This window comes from Spongiactinospora rosea (genome assembly GCF_003315795.1).
Classification (GTDB): Bacteria; Actinomycetota; Actinomycetes; order Streptosporangiales; family Streptosporangiaceae; genus Spongiactinospora; species Spongiactinospora rosea.
Map to the genome: position 1 here is coordinate 101,717 of NZ_QMEY01000017.1, position 16,924 is coordinate 118,640.

Annotated in this window: 16 protein-coding genes and 3 tRNA genes; 9 read left to right on the top strand and 10 right to left on the bottom strand. The window is 70.9% G+C overall.

Annotation, left to right across the window (positions count from 1 at the left end; all coding sequences use genetic code 11):
* Nucleotides 1–596: 596 nt before the first annotated feature.
* Nucleotides 597–782 carry a hypothetical protein gene (locus DP939_RS30695; RefSeq protein WP_113984324.1) on the top strand — a complete coding sequence of 62 codons (186 nt, stop codon included), beginning with the start codon at nucleotides 597–599 and terminating at the stop codon, nucleotides 780–782.
* A gap of 319 nt (nucleotides 783–1,101) precedes the next feature.
* On the opposite strand, the gene DP939_RS30700 is transcribed toward DP939_RS30695, so the two are convergent.
* Together DP939_RS30700 and DP939_RS30705 are read right to left on the bottom strand one after the other, a co-directional pair.
* The gene (locus tag DP939_RS30700) at nucleotides 1,102–1,701 is read right to left on the bottom strand and encodes a YdeI/OmpD-associated family protein (RefSeq protein ID WP_113984405.1); all 600 of its coding nucleotides are present in this window, start codon (nucleotides 1,699–1,701) and stop codon (nucleotides 1,102–1,104) included.
* A 45-nt stretch (nucleotides 1,702–1,746) separates the two neighbouring features.
* Nucleotides 1,747–2,250 carry a carboxymuconolactone decarboxylase family protein gene (locus tag DP939_RS30705; protein WP_318656329.1) on the bottom strand — a complete coding sequence of 168 codons (504 nt, stop codon included), beginning with the start codon at nucleotides 2,248–2,250 and terminating at the stop codon, nucleotides 1,747–1,749.
* A gap of 254 nt (nucleotides 2,251–2,504) precedes the next feature.
* Between DP939_RS30705 and DP939_RS30710 the strand changes: the two genes are divergently transcribed.
* A complete protein-coding gene (locus DP939_RS30710; RefSeq protein WP_113984325.1) occupies nucleotides 2,505–3,455 on the top strand; it encodes a helix-turn-helix transcriptional regulator in 951 nt (316 codons plus the stop codon).
* A 257-nt stretch (nucleotides 3,456–3,712) separates the two neighbouring features.
* The gene (locus tag DP939_RS30715) at nucleotides 3,713–3,949 is read left to right on the top strand and encodes a site-specific integrase (RefSeq protein ID WP_147268200.1); all 237 of its coding nucleotides are present in this window, start codon (nucleotides 3,713–3,715) and stop codon (nucleotides 3,947–3,949) included.
* Between the two features lie 414 nt (nucleotides 3,950–4,363).
* Here the strand turns inward: DP939_RS30715 and DP939_RS30720 are convergent.
* From DP939_RS30720 to DP939_RS48880, 4 genes are all read right to left on the bottom strand, one after another.
* Nucleotides 4,364–4,438: transfer RNA gene (locus tag DP939_RS30720), tRNA-Val, on the bottom strand.
* 5 nt (nucleotides 4,439–4,443) lie between these two features.
* Nucleotides 4,444–4,516, bottom strand: a tRNA-Gly gene (locus DP939_RS30725).
* An 80-nt stretch (nucleotides 4,517–4,596) separates the two neighbouring features.
* Nucleotides 4,597–4,667: transfer RNA gene (locus DP939_RS30730), tRNA-Cys, on the bottom strand.
* A 64-nt stretch (nucleotides 4,668–4,731) separates the two neighbouring features.
* Nucleotides 4,732–6,723: an N-acetylmuramoyl-L-alanine amidase gene (locus DP939_RS48880; RefSeq protein WP_113984327.1), complete on the bottom strand. Its 1,992-nt coding sequence runs from the start codon at nucleotides 6,721–6,723 to the stop codon at nucleotides 4,732–4,734.
* A 194-nt stretch (nucleotides 6,724–6,917) separates the two neighbouring features.
* On the opposite strand from DP939_RS48880, the gene DP939_RS30740 reads away from it, so the two are divergent.
* From DP939_RS30740 to DP939_RS30755, 4 genes are all read left to right on the top strand, one after another.
* Nucleotides 6,918–7,193 (top strand): hypothetical protein, encoded by a 276-nt coding sequence (locus DP939_RS30740; RefSeq protein WP_225878605.1) that lies wholly within the window; start codon nucleotides 6,918–6,920, stop codon nucleotides 7,191–7,193.
* Between the two features lie 12 nt (nucleotides 7,194–7,205).
* Entirely contained in the window at nucleotides 7,206–9,026 is a 1,821-nt protein-coding gene (glmS, locus tag DP939_RS30745) for a glutamine--fructose-6-phosphate transaminase (isomerizing) (RefSeq protein ID WP_113984329.1), read from the top strand.
* Between the two features lie 118 nt (nucleotides 9,027–9,144).
* Complete coding sequence (locus tag DP939_RS30750; protein ID WP_113984330.1) at nucleotides 9,145–10,221, top strand: type 2 periplasmic-binding domain-containing protein; 1,077 nt, start codon at nucleotides 9,145–9,147, stop codon at nucleotides 10,219–10,221.
* 67 nt (nucleotides 10,222–10,288) lie between these two features.
* Entirely contained in the window at nucleotides 10,289–11,380 is a 1,092-nt protein-coding gene (locus tag DP939_RS30755; RefSeq protein WP_225878606.1) for a mechanosensitive ion channel family protein, read from the top strand.
* On the opposite strand, the gene DP939_RS30760 is transcribed toward DP939_RS30755, so the two are convergent.
* Together DP939_RS30760 and DP939_RS30765 are read right to left on the bottom strand one after the other, a co-directional pair.
* Nucleotides 11,357–12,928, bottom strand: coding sequence for an oxidoreductase (locus tag DP939_RS30760; protein ID WP_147268201.1), 1,572 nt, complete (start codon nucleotides 12,926–12,928; stop codon nucleotides 11,357–11,359). The two genes, DP939_RS30755 and DP939_RS30760, sit on opposite strands and share 24 nt — an antisense overlap.
* A 42-nt stretch (nucleotides 12,929–12,970) precedes the next feature.
* Complete coding sequence (locus DP939_RS30765) at nucleotides 12,971–13,675, bottom strand: hypothetical protein (protein WP_113984333.1); 705 nt, start codon at nucleotides 13,673–13,675, stop codon at nucleotides 12,971–12,973.
* 143 nt (nucleotides 13,676–13,818) lie between these two features.
* Between DP939_RS30765 and DP939_RS30770 the strand changes: the two genes are divergently transcribed.
* Entirely contained in the window at nucleotides 13,819–14,424 is a 606-nt protein-coding gene (locus DP939_RS30770; protein ID WP_450097547.1) for an Rv1733c family protein, read from the top strand.
* Here DP939_RS30770 and DP939_RS30775 read toward each other — a convergent pair.
* On the bottom strand, nucleotides 14,417–14,662 hold the full coding sequence (locus DP939_RS30775) for a hypothetical protein (RefSeq protein ID WP_113984335.1): 246 nt from the start codon (nucleotides 14,660–14,662) through the stop codon (nucleotides 14,417–14,419). The genes DP939_RS30770 and DP939_RS30775 overlap by 8 nt on opposite strands.
* A 225-nt stretch (nucleotides 14,663–14,887) precedes the next feature.
* Between DP939_RS30775 and DP939_RS30780 the strand changes: the two genes are divergently transcribed.
* The gene (locus DP939_RS30780; protein WP_113984336.1) at nucleotides 14,888–15,460 is read left to right on the top strand and encodes an FAD-dependent monooxygenase; all 573 of its coding nucleotides are present in this window, start codon (nucleotides 14,888–14,890) and stop codon (nucleotides 15,458–15,460) included.
* A gap of 221 nt (nucleotides 15,461–15,681) precedes the next feature.
* Here DP939_RS30780 and glgC read toward each other — a convergent pair whose 3' ends face one another.
* Entirely contained in the window at nucleotides 15,682–16,917 is a 1,236-nt protein-coding gene (glgC, locus tag DP939_RS30785) for a glucose-1-phosphate adenylyltransferase (RefSeq protein ID WP_113984337.1), read from the bottom strand.
* Nucleotides 16,918–16,924: the final 7 nt, after the last annotated feature.

The window sequence follows — 16,924 nt, forward strand, 5'->3', positions numbered from 1 at the left end:
TAAAGGGCCGCGTGTAGGACCAGGTGGTGTTCTCCACCCCCGAGGGTGTGGGGTGTTGCGCCGGTCCGGCTTCGCCCGCCGGGTCTGGCACCCGGCCGGTGCAAGTGGCACTGGTACGTCGGTTTCCGGCGTACCGGCGGAAGAGGCGGTGCCGCCGGTCGTCGCCGGCGCGGTGTTTCACGGACTGCGGCACCATCACAAGACGGTGCTGGACGAACTGGACGTCCCTGAAGTGCTGGTATGTGTGGATGGGGCACCGGATGGGCGGTGTCCAGGGCCGGTACAGCCATGTGACCGAGCAGGTGCGGCGGCGGTCGAACAGCGGGCTGCGACGCCGCTATGCCGGCCCGGCGAAGGCCATCCGGGCGGGAGGGAAACGATGAGCTGGGGGATGGTCCCGATGTTGCCGGTCGGCAGGTGAACTCCACCCGAGGCCGGGTGGTGAGGGAGCGGCGGTGACCCCTGCCCATGGGAGGGCCGAAAAATGATCTTCGGGGAGCGGTGTGCTCCCGCCCCCGTGATCGACCATCTCAGGGAATGTGATCCCCGGGCCGTGGCCAGGGGAAATGGTGGCGGGCGATACTGGCATCGAACCAGTGACCTCTACCGTGTCAAGGTGGTTCGGACTGTCCGCCGGCCTGAGACTTTTCCAGATTCGCAGGCCATCCGGCTGGGTCTACGCCGCCTTCGTCATCGACGTCTTGTCCCGCATGGTCGTCGGCCGGCAGGTCTCCACCTCCCTCTGCACCGACCTCCCCCTGGACGCCTCGGAGGTGCCATAGCCCCTCACCCTTCCAGGTATCGGAGCCTCCAACCAACCCGGGGCGATCCATACTGAGGAAACCCGGGCTGCGGTGGATGCGGTTGCATCCACACTCCTCACGCGTTTCGGCGACACGAATCTGCCGCCCCATCATGGTCCGCGATCATCGGAGCGAAGGGTGGCCGTACCCCGGCGGCACAACATGCCATCTTCGCGCCGATGTTGCCTCGCTGGTATCCGCAGGTCAGCCCCTCATCAAAGATCGCCAGTGTGGCTTTCCCCTTTACCTTGGCCACCTCCCTTGGAGGAGTGAGGCGGGGACAGGAGTGGTCCGGCGTTCAACTGCCGAGGGCGCGCTTTTGTGGGTGGATCGTCTCGCCGCGGGCGAGCATGTCAACGAACTGGGTGATACGGCGGGCTCGGGTCTCGGCGCGTTTGGCGTTCGTGATCCGATAGAGAACGGCGTAGCGGTTTTGGGAGGTGAGGATGTCGAACATCGCTTGTGCCTGGGGTTTCGCGGCCAATGCGGCGGCCAGGTCGGCGGGGACCTCGATGCCGGCTTGTCCCGCGTAGGCCGCCTCCCAGCGGCCGTCGGCCTTGGCGCGTTCGACCTCGGTCATTCCGGCCGGATGCATCCGGCCCTCGCTGATCAGACGGGTGACGATGGAGACGTTCCGTACTGACCAGGGACTGTGTCTTCCGCGAGGGGTGAAGCGCCGGCAGAAGGTGATCTCGTCCCGTCGTCGTAGCCGACCATCGATCCAGCCGTGGCACAGGGCTTCGTCGAGCGCCTGGTCATAGGTCAGGCTGGTGGGCCGGGTCGTGTTCTGCTTGGCGAGGACCAGCCACACCCCTGCCGAGCTGTCGTGATGCCCGCTGAGCCACTCCCGCCAGGCCCGGGCATCGGTAACGGTCAGTTCCAGTAGTTCGTCGCTCATCGTCATGTACCCCTAGTGATCATCAAAGTGGGCGCTCGTCGGCGGTCACCCGAAGGCGGAAGCACAGGACGGGGCCTGCCGGCGGTGGCACCGGATCGGCCGGCGGTGGAGCCGGCCGATCACGTCCTTCACCACGTCGTCACCGCGTTCCTCTGGATGGATGACGAACGCCCGCCTCCACCAGGTCTTGCCGGCCGGCTCCCGGATCGTGTGGTTGATCCGGTTGAAGAAGTTGGTGATCGCGATGTTCAGGATGATCGCGGACATTTGGTTCTCGTCGAGATGGGTGGCAGCAGCGTCCCCGATCTCGTCGGTCACGCCCGGCGCGCCGTCCTGGATCCGGGTGGCGGCCTCGGTCAGCGCGAGTGCTGCCCGCTCCTGCTCGGTGAAGAACGGGGTCTCGCGCCAGGTGACCACGTTGTGCAGCCGCTCCTCGCTCTCTCCATGCTTCTTCGCCGACTGGACGCCGGCGAACACACACGGGCTGCAGCCGTTGATCTGGCCGGCCCGCAGGTGGACCAGTTCGAGCACGAGCGGGGTCGACGCCACCGGCGTGAATCGCCTTCTGGAGATGCTGGATCGCTGTGATCACGTCGAGATTCGCCACGCTCTTCATGCGTGCTTCCATGGGGCCTGCTCCTCGTCGGTTACGTGCGCCCATCCGGGCCCGTCATCCACCGCACCTTGGCGGAGATCGTCGTCGTCGTCATGGACTTTTCGGCCGAGCAAGTCTCGGCCGTGCCGGCGACGTTACGGTATGACCCGGTCAGAAACGGTCCTGGTCATCGAGCAGACTGTCAGCCATGGTCAACACCTCGGCGCGGCTGCTGCGGCTGCTGTCTTTGCTGTCAACGCGGCAGTCCTGGACGTGCGCTGATCTGGCCGCCCAGCTGGAGATCACCGAACGGACGGTTCGCAGGGACATCGCCCGGCTACGTGAACTCGGCTACGGCATCGAATCGGAGATGGGCCCATGGGGCGGCTACCACCTCGGGCCCGGAACCAGCATCCCGCCACTGATCCTTGACGAGGAGGAGGCCCTCGCGGTCGCTGTCGGGCTGCGCACCGCCGCCTTCAGCGGAGTCTCCGGCAGCGACCAGGCAGCCCTGTCGGCGCTGCTGAAACTACGCCAGGTGCTGCCGGCCAGGATCGCCGACCGGCTCGGCGAGCTGGACGCCGCGTTCACCCACACCGCACGACCCGACGACAGCCAGACCTCCCCCGCGCTGCTGCTCGACCTGGCCACCGCGTGCCGGCGAGGCGAACGCACCCAGTTGACCTACCGCGACCGGGCCGAAACGACGTCCACCCGCCGAGTAGACCCCCACCGGCTCATCTACACCGGCCGCCGCTGGTATCTCCTCGCCTACGACCTGACGCGGCAGGACTGGCGCACCTTCCGTACCGATCGCATCATCGATGCCAAAGCCACCGGGCAGGCCACTGCTCTGCCCGACCCGCCAGATCCAGCACAGATGGTCAGCACGGGCATCGCGCTGAGGCCCTACCCGGTGCGGGTGACCATCCGCCTGGCAGTACCGGCCGATGAGGCCCGCAGGCTGGTGCCACCAACGGTCGGCGTCCACCACCCAGACGGCGATGACGCAACGATCATCGACATCGGCGGGCCAGACGCCGACGGCCTGGCCCGCTACCTGCTCAGCCTCGGCCGACCACTCCAGATACTGCACCCAGAAGAGGTCCGCCAGGCATTCCTCACCCGCACACGACAACTCCTCAACGACAACCAGTAACACAAACACCCGCCGATCGCCGACACGGCTACCTGCAGTGACAGATGTGCGCGCGCAGCTTCCAAGGCTCCTCGCCCCACGAGGGACACCGTTGGCGATGTAGATCAAAAAGCAGCGCCCCACTGATCACGGGCGCATTCCCGGGGCGATCCACCCGCCGCGGCGGCCAGGCGCGCCGATCCCGGCCCATCCCCACCGGAGAGCAGGTGCTGCAGGTGGGCGGCCGGATCCGTGATGCCGGGCCATGGGGTCAGTCCATGGCCACCTTGGTGCTCACCGCCGCCTTCACCGGGATGCGCTGGGGAGAACAGGCCGGGCTCGCCGAGGAACACTGCCACCTGGACGAGGGCTACCCGCAGGTCGACCCGGACGAAGGGGCGTTGCGTGAAGTCGGGGGACGGGTGTGGCGAGGGCCGCCGAAAAGCCCGGCTGCGGCCCGCAGGATCGACCTGCCGTCCTTCCTGGTCGATCTGCTCGCCCGCCGCTATCGATGACAACGGGAATGAGGAGCAGGTGGTGTTCTCCGCTCCGGAGGGTGGGGTGTTGCGCCGGTCCGACTTTGCCCGCCGGGTGTGGCGCCCGGTCTGTGGCGGACATCCGGGCGGTGCCACCGGCACCGGTATGCCGGTCTCCGGCGTACCGGCAGGAGAGGCGGTGCCGCCGGTCGTTGCCGGGGCGGTGTTTCACGGGCTGCGGCATCATCACAAGACGGTGCTGGACGTCCCTGAAGTGCTCGTGTGTGAGCGGATGGGGCACCGCCCGAGGCCGGGTGATGAGGGAGCGGTGACTTCTACCCACGGGAGGATCGGGCGATGATCTTCGGGGGGCGGCGTGCTCTCGTTTTGCTCCCGCTCATGATCAACGACCTTGTGCAGTAGGACCCCCGAGCCTGTGGCCAGGGGGAACGGTGGTGGGCGATACTGGGATTGAACCAGTGACCTCTACCGTGTCAAGGTAGCGCTCTCCCACTGAGCTAATCGCCCTACAGAGCGGACGACGGGATTCGAACCCGCGACCCTCACCTTGGCAAGGTGATGCTCTACCAGCTGAGCCACGTCCGCGTGATCGCCTGGGGCTGGTTTGCGCCCCGGCGTGCTCGACCACTCTAGCGGATTTCGCGGGTGGACGGTCCGGCGGTGAGAGGTGGAGACGGGATTTGAACCCGCGTGCACGGCTTTGCAGGCCGCTGCCTCGCCTCTCGGCCACTCCACCGGGAACCGCTACGACCAGGGGATTCTATCGCGGAGGGGGCGGGGGGAGGGGGTGTGACGCGCGGTCAGGAGGGAGACTCGACGTCTTTGGCCTTGACGAACATGACGCGGTGGCCGAACTGGATCTGGTGGTAGGTGAGCCGGCCGCGGATCAGCCGGTGGCGGGCGGGGTGGATGGACGAGGCGCGCAGGTAGGTGGCGGGGACGGTGAGGCCGACGGTGTAGCGCTGGCCTGCGGGGAGGCGGTACTGGAGGGGGACCAGTTTCTGCCGCTTCACGCCGCGGGGGTAGGCGGAGGCGCCGGGGTAGGCCCTGCCGTACACGGGGGCGGAGGCGCCGCGGGCGGTGATGGTGCGGGCCTTGACAGGGACGGCGGTGGGGGCGCTCTTCGGGTTGTGGAACCAGGCGCGCCGGCCGAGGTACCAGATCGCGGTCCAGTCGCCGCTTTGCCCCGCGACGGCGTAGCGCTGGCCGGTGGACACCCGGGCGGCGTGGTCGTAGACGCTGCGGGTGGAGCCGCCCGTGGGGTGTTTGCCGATGTCGGAGACGAGGGGCGCGCCGGGGCGCGGGTCGGTGTAGAGCCAGACGGAGGCCGCACCGCGCGAGGGGCACGGTACGCCGGGGCGCTTCTTGTCGCAGCCGGTGAAGTAGGGGCGGTGCCGGTCGTAGGAGGGCAGGATCATGACCGAGCCCGCGGACGCCCGCCGCTCGTCGCCGCGCAGCAGCGGATCGTCCGGGCCGTGATAGGCGTCTTCGGAAGGGCCGGGCTCGCCTTCGTCCCACTCGTCCTGCGGCGGCCACTCCGCATACCCCTCTTCGGCCGCCGCGTTGAAGCGCGGCGGGTCCCCGCCGTCGCCGTGCAGCGGCGCGCCCAGCAGCTCGAAGTAGTGGGCCCAGTCCCAGTAGGGTCCGGGGTCGTCGTGCATGCCCCTGACGTGGGCCGGGGTGATGCCCGGGACGTTGTCGTGGCCCAGAATGTGCTCCCGGTCGAGCGGGATGTCGTGCCTGGCCGCCAGGTAGCGGACCAGCTTGGCCGAGGCGCGGTACATCGCCTCGGTGTACCAGGCCCCGCCCTGCGCCAGATATCCCTCGTGCTCCAGCCCGATCGAGCGGGCGTTGACGTACCAGTTGCCGCTGTGCCAGGCGATGTCCTGGCCGCGTACGTGCTGGGCGACCTGGCCGTCGCTGGAGCGCAGGGTGTAGTGCCAGCTGACGTACTTGGGATCGGCGACGAGCCTGGTCATGGTGTCGTACGTCGCCTCGCCGTCGTGGACGATGATGTAGTCGATCTTGCGTGGCCCGTCCGACCGGTCGTGGTTGCCGTAGGAGCCCTTGCCCGTCCTGCGGTAGGCGGCGGGCGTCCAGGCGCAGCTCAGCGAGGACGGGCACTCGGCGGCCGAGGCCCCGCTGCGGCGGGCGGCCGGGGGCGCCGGCGGCACGGCCGTCGCGGCCAGTCGTACGGCGTGCCCGTCGTCGGTCGTACGGGCCATGCCGGCACGGATCACACCGAGGACCTCGTCGGCGAATCCGGTGGCCGGGCTGCCGGGCGTGGCGTAGGAGGCGACCGCCGTGTACCAGGCGGCCGGGTCGGGGGACGGCGGCAGGCGCAGCCGGCGCTGGCGCTCGGCCAGCAACGCCGCGCCGCCGCGGATGTTGGCCGTGGCCTGGGAGCGCAGGGCCGTGGCGGGAAGCCCGGTGAGCGCGGCGGCCTCGCGCAGCGTCGAAGAAGCGGCGGGATCAGGAGCGGGAACGGGCGGCACCCGCAGCGGGCCGCGGCCCTCGTCGCCCCGCCGGTCGCCCCCGCCGTGGCCCGCCCCCCGCACGGCCTCCGCGTCCACCAGGTGCATCGGCCCGTAGCCGCCGGAGGCGCTCGGCAGCCACTCGTGCGTGTCCCACCGCGAATTGAGGTAGGACACCGCGAGCAGCACGCTCTCCGGCACGCCGTACTCCCGCGCGGCCTGCCGGTAGGTCGCCTGCCGGTCTTCGGCGAGCCCGGTCGCGGGCAGGGCGAGGAAGGAGGCGACGGCCACGGCGGCGGCCAGCGGGACACGGCGCATGACAACTACTCCCTGCTGCTTATCGACTACTCAGAGTAGACGATAATGAGCCATGTCAGGCGCACGCCTCCTTGATCATGTCCTACCTGGAGGGAACGGAAAAGAAGATCTGACCTAGAGTTCAGCCCATATTCTGCCCGGAATCGGGCAGAACCCTTGGTGTACCGAGCGGCGACTGCGTAATGTCCTGCGCTGTGTCCAACGCCTGGCATCAGCACGAAGATCTGATCGCGCACCTCACCCGGACGAGCCCGCTCGGCCGTGGCGAGGCGGCCCGGGTGGTCGCCGACGTGCTGGCGTTCTTCTCCGAGCCGGTGGAGGAGTTCGTCAGACGCCGCCATACCGAGCTGAAGGCGCGCGGGCTCACGAACGAGGAAATCTTTCCGCGTATCGCCGGTGAGCTGCCGCAACGGCGGGTGGCCGCCCCCAAGCTGTCCGTGCGGCAGCTTCGCAGGATCGTCTACGGGTAAGGAGCACGCTCGATGTGCGGAATTGTGGCCTATGTCGGATCCAAGGATGCGGCGCCGATCCTGCTGGAGGGGTTGCAGCGGCTGGAGTACCGGGGATATGACTCGGCCGGTCTCGCCATCGTCAACAAGACCCTGCGCACCCGTAAGGTCAAAGGCCGGGTCGCCGACCTGGCCGCCGTCGTGCCCGCGCGCTTCCGGGGCGGTGTCGGCATCGGGCACACCCGCTGGGCCACCCACGGCGTGCCCAGCGACGTCAACGCCCACCCGCACGTGGACGGCGCCGAGCGGGTCGCGGTCGTGCACAACGGCATCATCGAGAACGCCGACGAACTGCGCGCCAAGCTCACCGTGGACGGGGCGACCTTCACCTCCGAGACCGACTCCGAGGTGCTGGCGCACCTGATCGCCCGTACCGTCAAGGACACCGACTCCCTGGAGGAGGCGGTCCGCACCGCGCTCAAGCGCGTCGTCGGCACGTACGGCATAGCCGTGCTGGACGCCGAGCGCCCCGGCGAGGTCGTCGTCGCCCGCAACGGCAGCCCGATCGTGCTCGGCATCGGCGAGAAGGAGATGTTCGCCGCCTCCGACGTGGCCGCGCTGGTCCGGTACACCCGCCAGGTCGTCCACCTGGAGGACGGCGAGCTGGCGACGATCAGGGCCGACGGCTTCCACACCTTCACCATGGACGCCACCGAGACCGCCAAGGAGCCGCTCACCGTCGACTGGGACGCCGGTCACTACGACACCGGCGGCTACGAGCACTACCTGCTCAAGGAGATCTCCGAGCAGCCCGAGACCGTCGCGCGCACCCTGCGCGGCCGGGTCGACGACCGGTTCCACATCGCCCACCTGGGCGGGCTCAACCTCACCCCGCACGAGACCCGCGCGTTCCGCCGGGTGAAGATCATCGGCTGCGGGTCGGCGTACTACTCCGGCCAGATCGGCGCCCAGCTCGTGGAGGAGCTGGCGCGCATCCCGGCCGACGCCGAACCGGCCAGCGAGTTCCGCTACCGCAACCCGGTCGTCGAGCACGACACCCTCTACGTCGCGATCAGCCAGTCCGGCGAGACGTACGACACCCTCGCCGCCGTGCAGGAGCTGAAGCGCAAGGGCGGCAGGGTGCTCGGCATCGTCAACACGGTGGGCAGCGCCATCGCCCGCGAGTGCGACGGCGGGATCTACCTGCACGCCGGGCCCGAGGTGTCGGTGGCCTCCACCAAGGCGTTCACCTCCACCGCGGTCGCCTTCGCGCTGCTCGCGCTGCACTTCGGCCGGGTGCATGACCTGTCGCCCGCCGACGGGCGGCGCATCTGCGAGGGCCTGCGCCGGCTGCCCGCCCAGATCGAGGAGATCCTGGCCAAGGACGACGAGATCGCCGGGCTGGCCCGCAAGTACGCCGACCACACGGGGATGATGTTCGTCGGCAGGGTGCGCGGCTACCCGGTGGCCCGCGAGGGGGCGCAGAAGCTCAAGGAGATCTCCTACGTGCACGCCGAGGCGTACCCGGCGAGCGAGCTGAAGCACGGCCCGCTCGCGCTGATCGGCCCCGACATGCCGACCGTCGCGATCGTCCCCGACGACGAACTGCTGGACAAGAACCTCACCACGCTCGGCGAGATCCGCGCGCGCGGCGGCCGGGTGCTGATGGTCGGGCACCGCGCAGCCGATCCCCGGCTGGCCGACGACTGCGTGGTGGTGCCGAAGAACGAGGTCGAGCTGGACCCGATCCTGCTCACCATCCCGCTCCAGCTCCTGGCCTACCACGCGGCGGTGGCGCTGGACCGCGACGTGGACAAGCCGCGCAACCTCGCCAAGAGCGTCACCGTGGAGTGACCGGATCGGTGGCGGATCCGGCATAGCAGGATGCGTCGCTCCTTGTGATGGTTTGGCGGCATTGGGTAATGAGAGATTAGGAGCCTTACTGGTCGGGGGCCTGCTGGGGGAGGGTGCGATGCGCCGGCGGCGGTTTCTCGCGCTCGGGGCCGCGGTCGCGGCGGCCGGGAGCGGCGCGGGGCTCGCGGGCTGCGCCGCCGGCCGTACGTCACGCGCCCCCCTCGCGCGGGTCTCCGTCGTCGCCTCGACCGCCGCCGGTCCGTCCTGGGAGCGGATCGCCCGGGCCATCGCCTGGACGCTGCGCGAGGACGGGCTGGTCCGCGACGTCCGTGTGGACTGCCGGCACGGCGCCGCCGCCGCGGTGGCCACGGCGGCACTCGGCGGCGACCGCACCGGGGCGACGCCGCTGGCCGCCCCCGGCGGAGGGACGGGGGCGCGCTGGCTGCTCGCCGGGGTGCCGATGCTGAGCGCGGCCGAGATGGACGACTCCGGCGAGATCCTCGCCCACGCCACGCCGCTGGCCCGGCTGCTCGGCGAGCGGGAGGTCCTGGTCGTCTCCCGGGCGTCCAGGTTGCGGGGGTTCGAGGAGTTCGCCGCCGTGCTGCGCGGTGACGCCGCCGCCCTGGTGGTGGCGGGCGGGCCGATGGGCGGGGCCGAGCACGTGCTGTTCGGCATGATCGCCCAGGGGCTCGGGGTGGACGCCAGGCGCGTCCAGTACGCCGCCTACGGCGACCCGGGACAGGCCGCCGCGGCCGTGCTCGGCGGGCGGGTCGCGGCGGGCATCGGCCCGGTGCGCCAGTGGGCGGCACGGCTGTCCTCCGGCGCGGCCAGGGCGCTCGCGGTCTCCTCGGCCGCGCCGGTCGAGGGGATCGACGCGCCGAGCCTGCTGGACTGCGGCGTACGGGTCGACTACGCCGACTGGTGCGGGCTGCTCGGCCCCGCGGGGATGAGCGCGTCCGAGCGGGCGGCGGCGGTCGCGGTCTGCGACCATCTGCAGTCCTCGGCCCGCTGGCGGCGGGCCTGCCGTACGCACGGATGGGTCCGGCACCACCTCGGCGGCGACGGGTTCGCGCAGTGGCTGGGCGGCGAGACCCGCAGGACCCGCGCCGCGCTGCGCGACCTGGGCCTGCTCAACAGGCCCGACACGATCCACGCGAACACGATCTCCTGGGGCTGCTGCGCACGCCGCCACTAAAACCCTTTGAGATCGCTTTCCCGCTATGCGGCACAGTGGTAGGAGTGTCGTAAAGGGGGCTTATAGCGTGTCCGCAGTACCGAACCTGCTCGGCCTGGTGGTGGCCGTCGCCGTGGCGGTGGCGGCAGTGGAGATCGTCCGCCGCGTGCTGAAGTCGCGGCTCATCGGACCGCGCTGGGGGCTCGCCGAACCACTGGTGCGGCGGTGCACCTGGCCGGGTTTCGCGACCGCGGCGGTGGTCGCCGCCAACCTGGTCTACGAACCGACCGTGGACCGGCGGGCGCCCACCCCGCCGCCCTGGGTCGAACTCCTGGACCGCGCCCTCGCGCTGCTCACCATCGGCTGCGTGACCTGGCTGGTCATCCAGGCCGCGTACGCCATCACCGATGTCGTGCTCGACCGGCTGATGGCGGTGGAGGGCGACGGCAACCGGCGCGCCCGCCGCATCCGCACCCAGATCACGCTGGTGCGCCGGGTCGCCGCCGCGGTGGTCATCGTGGTGGCGCTCGGCGCGATGCTGTTCACCTTCCCCTCGGTGCGCGCGCTGGGCGCCGGGCTGCTCGCCTCGGCCGGCATCGTCGGCGTGGTGGCGGGCATCGCCGCCCAGTCCACGCTGGGCAACCTGTTCGCCGGGCTGCAACTCGCGTTCAGCGACGCGATCAGGCTGGACGACGTGGTGGTCGTCCGCGGGGAGTGGGGCCGGATCGAGGAGCTGACGCTCACGTACGTGGTGCTGCGGCTGTGGGACGAACGCCGGCTGGTACTCCCGGTGTCCTACTTCACCCAGAACCCCTTCGAGAACTGGACCCGGCACGGCAGCCGGGTGATCGGCCACGTCTACATCCGCGTGGAATGGACGGTCCCGGTGGAGGAACTGCGCACCGAGCTGTACCACTTCCTGCGCGAGCACCCGCTGTGGGACCAGAAGGACTGGACCCTCCAGGTCACCGACCTGCTGCCGAACGGCCTGGTCGAACTGCGCGCGCTGATGAGCGCCGCCGACTCGGCCAGCGCCTGGGACCTCAAGTGCGACGCCCGCGAGCACCTGCTCGGCTACATCCGCCGCGCGCACCCCGAGGCGGTGCCCCGCTTCCGCATCGTGGCCGGCGATGGCCCATGGGAAGGGGAGGACCGGTCAGGAGGAGGCGACCGGGCGTAGCACCCGCGTCGCGCCCGCGATCAGCGCCGTGGCCAGCACCCATCCCGCCACGATCAGCAGGTTGGCCAGCCAGAGCGTCCAGCCGACCGGCTCCCAGGCCCCCCGCTGCTCGAACACGCTCACCGGGACCAGCAGGTCCAGGGTGTAGACGAACGGGTCGAAGTGCCGCACCTCCTCCGTGTCGATCTTGGCGGGTGGGATCAGGTGGAACACGGCCATGCCGGTGACCAGCAGCAACGCCGCCCACACCGCGGCCAGCCAGGGCCGGTAGCCGTACCCGACCATGGCGTCGAGCAGGCGTCCCCAGGTCCGGCCGGGCAGCCGCAGCGTGCCGCGGCGCTCGCGCTGCTTGGCCAGCAGCACCCGCCGCGCGTCCGGTTCGTGGCCGATCCTGCGGTACCAGCCCGCCAGTTGCTCATACGGCTGCGGCCGGTACCCGTTGGCGGACCTGCGCAGCCAGCGCAGCCGGTCGGCCACGGCCCAGTCGCCGCGCAGCGACTCATAGACCAGCCCGTTGAGGCGGACGTCGCCGTCGTAGGCGTCCGGCTGGTCGAGCAGCACGCCGAACCGGGAGTAGCCCAGGTTGATCGTGCCCTGCAGGGAGGCGGGCGTCAGGACCACCTCGTCCACCTGCGCGTGGCTGAGGTGCAGGACGATCTGGCCGGGGGCGCGCACCGTGGACGCGTGGAAGGACAGCACGCCGTCGATCCGCGCGCCGCGCAGCCGTACCGTGCCCTCGGCCTTGAAGCCGTTGTTGAACTCGACCGTGGTCGCCTGCAGGTGATCGCCGTTGACCGCGATCGAGCGCACGCTGGTGACCTCGGCCCCGCGCAGGTACAGGCCGCCGTTGAACCGCGCGCCGATCAGCCGCAGGCCGCCCGCGGCGTGGAGCCCGCGCATGAACGCGCCGCCGTCCACGGTGAGGCCGCCCGCCCACACCGCCCAGGTGTCGGTGGTGTAGCCGCGCTCTTCCAGCTCGCCCGGCGACATCGGCCGCCGGACGTCGAACTTGTGGTTCTTGCCCTGCCCGCGCCGCAGCGGGGCGGTGATCCGCGTGTGCGACATCCGTAACTGCCCGGTGACGTGGGCGTTGTCGAGCCGTACGCCGCGGTGGATGTGCGATCCGTCCAGCTCGAACAGCCCCTCGACGGTGGCCCGCGCGGCGCGCACCCGGTGGACGTCGCAGCCGCGCAGCCGGATGCCGTGGGCGGTGATGTCGGTGAGATCGACCGGGTCCGCCAGGTGGCAGTTGAGCAGGTGCACCTTGGCGGTGACGGTGGCGTCGGACAGGTCGAGCGAGCCCGTGATCCGCGCCCCGGCGAGCCGCAGGCCCGCGGTACGCCCCGGCTCGGGGTCGCGGACGCCGAGCAGCAGCGCCACCAGCAGGTCCGCGCGGACCGTCCGCTCCGGACCCCAGCCGTCGCCGGACGCCGGGTCATCACGTTCCCGGTCGCCGACCCGGAAATCCACCCATTCCCCCGTGGGATAGGCGTTCCAGACCTGACGCTCGGCCGGGGTCAATCGCCAGAACCGTCGCGATCTACGCACAGCGCGAACGATAACGCAGAACGGCCCGCGCCGACGGAGTGATCAGACCGGCCGGACGGTCCTGCCGATCCGGTCGAACAGCGGCTGGCGGTCCTGCTGGTCGGTGCTGAGCGTGACGATGCAGGTCTTGCCCGCGCCGGGCACGTAGTACTGGGTGCCGTGCACCCGCACCCCGCCGGACGCGAACATGTAGACGATCCGCACCCCTCTGCCCTGGTCGAGCGGCACCTCCCCGGCCTCGGTCACCGTGGCGTCGAGCCGGTGCAGCCGGTCCTTGGCCACGTTGATCAGGTCGTCGGCGGCCACCGCGCCGCCGGGACGGCAGAAGCCGTTGAGGTTGGTGGCGAACCGGGTGGCCGAACGCCGGATCGACGCGGGGTCGGAGGCCCACACCGCGTTGCCCGCCGCCAGGTCGCGCAGGCTGCTCTTCGCCTCCCGTATCGCGCGCCCGGACAGGCCCGCGGCGGCGAGGCCCTTGTCCAGGTCGTCGGTGCCGAGGTCGAGCGTGGCCCACTCGCGTGGCACCGAGACGGTCACGCCGTTGGTGGCGTCACCGACCCGCTTGAAGCCCTCGGGCACGCCCGCGGGGCGCTCCGCGTGCAGGGCGGCGCCGGCCGGCGCCTTCGCGCCCGTTCCGGGAGTCGCCGCCGGGCCCGCCGCGGGACCGCAGCCCGCCGAGGTCCACACCACCCCCGCCACCGCCAGGACGCCGCCCAGCCGCCTCGCCGTCGATCGGTGTTCGCACACCAGAGTCCCCCTCCTCGTCGACATGACATGTGACATGACCGGGGCAGCCTACCGATTGTGCGTGATCCATTACCCAAGGTATTGAAAGCGTGGTAGGAGTAAAAGCGCGCTGGCGTGGTAGGGGGATCGTTGGGGTGGTGGAGATGTCGCAGAACGCGATCGTGCGCCTGGGCCGCTGGCTCGGCCTCGGCCCCAACCCGCTGCGCCGCCGATGGGACCGCATAGAGGCGGCGGGCCGGGTGGCGGCGCTCATCGGCCTCGTCATGTCGGTCGTGGCCGGGATCATCGTGGCGACCGGCACCTACCAGGCCCATCAGCGGGCGGCCCAGCACGAGGCGAAGTCCTCCTATCCGGCGACGGCCCGGCTGCTCACGGACCCCGCGATGATGAACCCACCGCCGGCCGCCTCGCCCGGACGGCCGGCCGGGGCCGGTTTCGCGCAGGCCCGCTGGACGGCCCCGGACGGCTCGGTCCGCCAGGGCACGATCCCGGCCGCCGCCGTCTGGCGCGCCGGGCAGGACGTCGCGATCAGGGTCGACGCGTCCGGCACGCCCGTCGGCGACAACCGGCCGAACCGCTTCACGCCGCTGTCGGCGGTGATGATGGCGATCTCCTTCCCCATCGGCGCGGCGGCGCTGCTGTGGCTGGCCCTGCTGGGGGTGCGGGCGCTGGTGGAGCGCCGCACGCTGCGCGAGTGGGAGGACGAATGGAGCATCGTCGAGCCCAGGTGGCGTAAACGGATCATCTAGCCCCGGGCGGTCCCGCCAGGCCGTGCAGCAGCAGGTCGGTGAGGCCGTCCACGACCTCGTCGTGCGAATACCCGGGCCCGGAGTCGCCGGGGACCAGCGCGTACGCCAGCATCGTCAGCATCGCTCCCAGCGCCGCGGCGATCAGTTCGGGGTCACCGGGCAGCGGGCGTCCGGTCGCGCGCAGGTGTTCCAGGTGGTCGCGCAGGATCTCGGTCTCGTCCGTCAGCCGCCGCCACATCTCCCCCGCTGGCCGGGCCCGCGGCCATCGCCGACTCCATCAGCGCGACCGCGACCGGGCGGTCCTCGCGCATCAGGCGCCAGGCGATGTCCAGGTGCTCGCGGACGGCATCTGGTCGGCGACCCGCAAGACTCTAACCCCGCGTCGCCCGGCCCCGCCTACGCGGGCATCTACTCCTGCTCCGGCGTCGCCAGGGGCGTCACCGCCCTCGCGCCCGGCTTCAACATGCTCTTCGCCCGCCGGGGGGCGTTCATCCACCTGCCCGCGCCGGACGGCACGGTGTGGTGGGCGGCCCAGGTCGCCGCCGCCGAGCCGCCGGCCGACCTGCGCGCGATCGGGCTCGGCGAACTGGCCGCGCTGTTCCCGGAAGCGTCGGCGACCGCCGTCCTACGAGGCGCCGCGAAGGTGGACGCGGCGACCCTGCTGCACGTCCTGCCCCCGGTCGAGCGCCGCCAGGACGGCCGGACGGTCCTCGTCGGAGACGCGGCCCACCCGGTGGGCGCGGGTCAGGGCGCCTCCATGGCGATCGAGGACGCGGTCGCGCTCGCCCACGCCCTCGCCACGGCCTCCGACGTACCGGCGGCCCTCGCCGAGTTCGACGCGGTACGCCACGACCGCACCCACCGCCTGGTCAAGGTCGCCACCACCAACCGCGACGCCAAAACCGCCGGCCCCCTGGCCGCCCGCCTCCGCGAACTGTTCATGCCGTTCTTCTTCGGCCGCATCTACGAACGCACCACCGCCTGGCTCTACGACCACACCCCCGCCCCCCTCCCCACCCCCAGGACTCAGGAGTAAGGAGCCCGCGAGGGCGCGCCGGTCCCCTGGACCGAGGAGCCGAAGGAGCCCGCGAGGGCGCGCCGGTGCCCTGGACTGAGGAGCCGAAGGGGCCCGTGAGGGCGCGCCGGTGCCCTGGACTGAGGAGTCGAAGGAGCGAGGGACGAGCGGATGAGCGACGAGGGAAGCGCGCCGGTTACCAGCGCCCGAGCCGCGACGCGCCAGCGTCGCAATGAACAGGTTCAGTGTTCGACGACCTCGTTCTTGGCTATGACGACGACGCCCTGGCGGGTGACTGCGAAGCGGGAGCGGTCGTGGTCGAGGTCGTAGCCGATGCGAGCGCCGTCGGGGATGATGACGTTCTTGTCGATGATGGCGCGGCGGATCATCGCGCCCCTGCCCACGGTGACGCTGTCCATCAGCACCGACTCCTCGACCAGGGAGTGGGAGTGGAGCACGACGCGCGGGGAGAGGATCGAGCGGACCGCCGTGCCGCCGGAGACGATGACGCCGGGGGAGACGAGGGAGTCCAGGGCCCGGCCGACGCGGTCGCCCTCGTTGTGGACGAACTTGGCGGGCGGCAGCGGGTCGTGGCCGGTGTAGATGGGCCAGCGGTCGTTGTAGAGGTTGAAGACGGGGTGGGCGGAGATGAGGTCGAGGTGGGCGTCGTAGTAGGCGTCCAGGGTGCCGACGTCGCGCCAGTAGCCGCGGTCGCGTTCGGTGGAGCCGGGCACCACGTTGTCGGCGAAGTCGTAGACCTCCGCCCCGCCCGACTTGACCATCATTGGGATGATATTTCCCCCGATGTCGTGCCGACTCGTGGGATCGAGGGCGTCCTCCCGTAGCGCGTCGATCAACGGCTGCGTACGGAAGACGTAGTTGCCCATCGACGCGTAGATCTGGTCCGGCGCGTCGGGCAGCCCCGCCGCGTCGATCGGCTTCTCCCGGAACGCCCCGATCCTGCGCCCGGCCGGATCGGTCTCGATCACACCGAACTGGTCGGCCATCGTCAGCGGCTGCCGGATCGCCGCCACCGTCACGTCGGCGCCGCTCTCCACATGCTGCTCGACCATCTGCCGGGGATCCATCCGGTAGATGTGGTCGGCGCCGAACACGATCACGTGCTCGGGCAGCTCGTCGTAGATCAGGTTGAGGTTCTGGAACAGCGCGTCCGCCGACCCGGCGAACCACTGCGGCCCCAGCCGCTGCTGGGCCGGGACCGGCGTGACGTAGTTGCCCAGCATGGCCGACATCCGCCAGGTGCGCGAGATGTGCCGGTCCAGGCTGTGGTTCTTGTACTGCGTCAGCACGACGATCTTCAGGAAGTGCCCGTTGGCCAGGTTGGACAACACGAAGTCGACCAGCCGGTAGATCCCCCCGAACGGCACCGCGGGCTTCGCCCGGTCGGCGGTGAGCGGCATCAGCCGCTTGCCCTCGCCACCGGCGAGCACGATCGCAAGAACGCGGGGCGTTGTCATAGCCAGG

What these genes read in the sequence shown, in the direction of transcription:
- DP939_RS30700 (WP_113984405.1), bottom strand. Translation starts at nt 1,701, where the DNA reads ATGAGCGACGAACTACTGGAACTGACCGTTACCGATGCCCGGGCCTGG.
- DP939_RS30710 (WP_113984325.1), top strand. Translation starts at nt 2,505, where the DNA reads ATGGTCAACACCTCGGCGCGGCTGCTGCGGCTGCTGTCTTTGCTGTCA.
- DP939_RS30715 (WP_147268200.1), top strand. Translation starts at nt 3,713, where the DNA reads ATGGCCACCTTGGTGCTCACCGCCGCCTTCACCGGGATGCGCTGGGGA.
- DP939_RS48880 (WP_113984327.1), bottom strand. Translation starts at nt 6,723, where the DNA reads ATGCGCCGTGTCCCGCTGGCCGCCGCCGTGGCCGTCGCCTCCTTCCTC.
- glmS (WP_113984329.1), top strand. Translation starts at nt 7,206, where the DNA reads ATGTGCGGAATTGTGGCCTATGTCGGATCCAAGGATGCGGCGCCGATC.
- DP939_RS30750 (WP_113984330.1), top strand. Translation starts at nt 9,145, where the DNA reads ATGCGCCGGCGGCGGTTTCTCGCGCTCGGGGCCGCGGTCGCGGCGGCC.
- DP939_RS30770 (WP_450097547.1), top strand. Translation starts at nt 13,819, where the DNA reads ATGTCGCAGAACGCGATCGTGCGCCTGGGCCGCTGGCTCGGCCTCGGC.
- DP939_RS30775 (WP_113984335.1), bottom strand. Translation starts at nt 14,662, where the DNA reads ATGTGGCGGCGGCTGACGGACGAGACCGAGATCCTGCGCGACCACCTG.
- DP939_RS30780 (WP_113984336.1), top strand. Translation starts at nt 14,888, where the DNA reads ATGCTCTTCGCCCGCCGGGGGGCGTTCATCCACCTGCCCGCGCCGGAC.
- glgC (WP_113984337.1), bottom strand. Translation starts at nt 16,917, where the DNA reads ATGACAACGCCCCGCGTTCTTGCGATCGTGCTCGCCGGTGGCGAGGGC.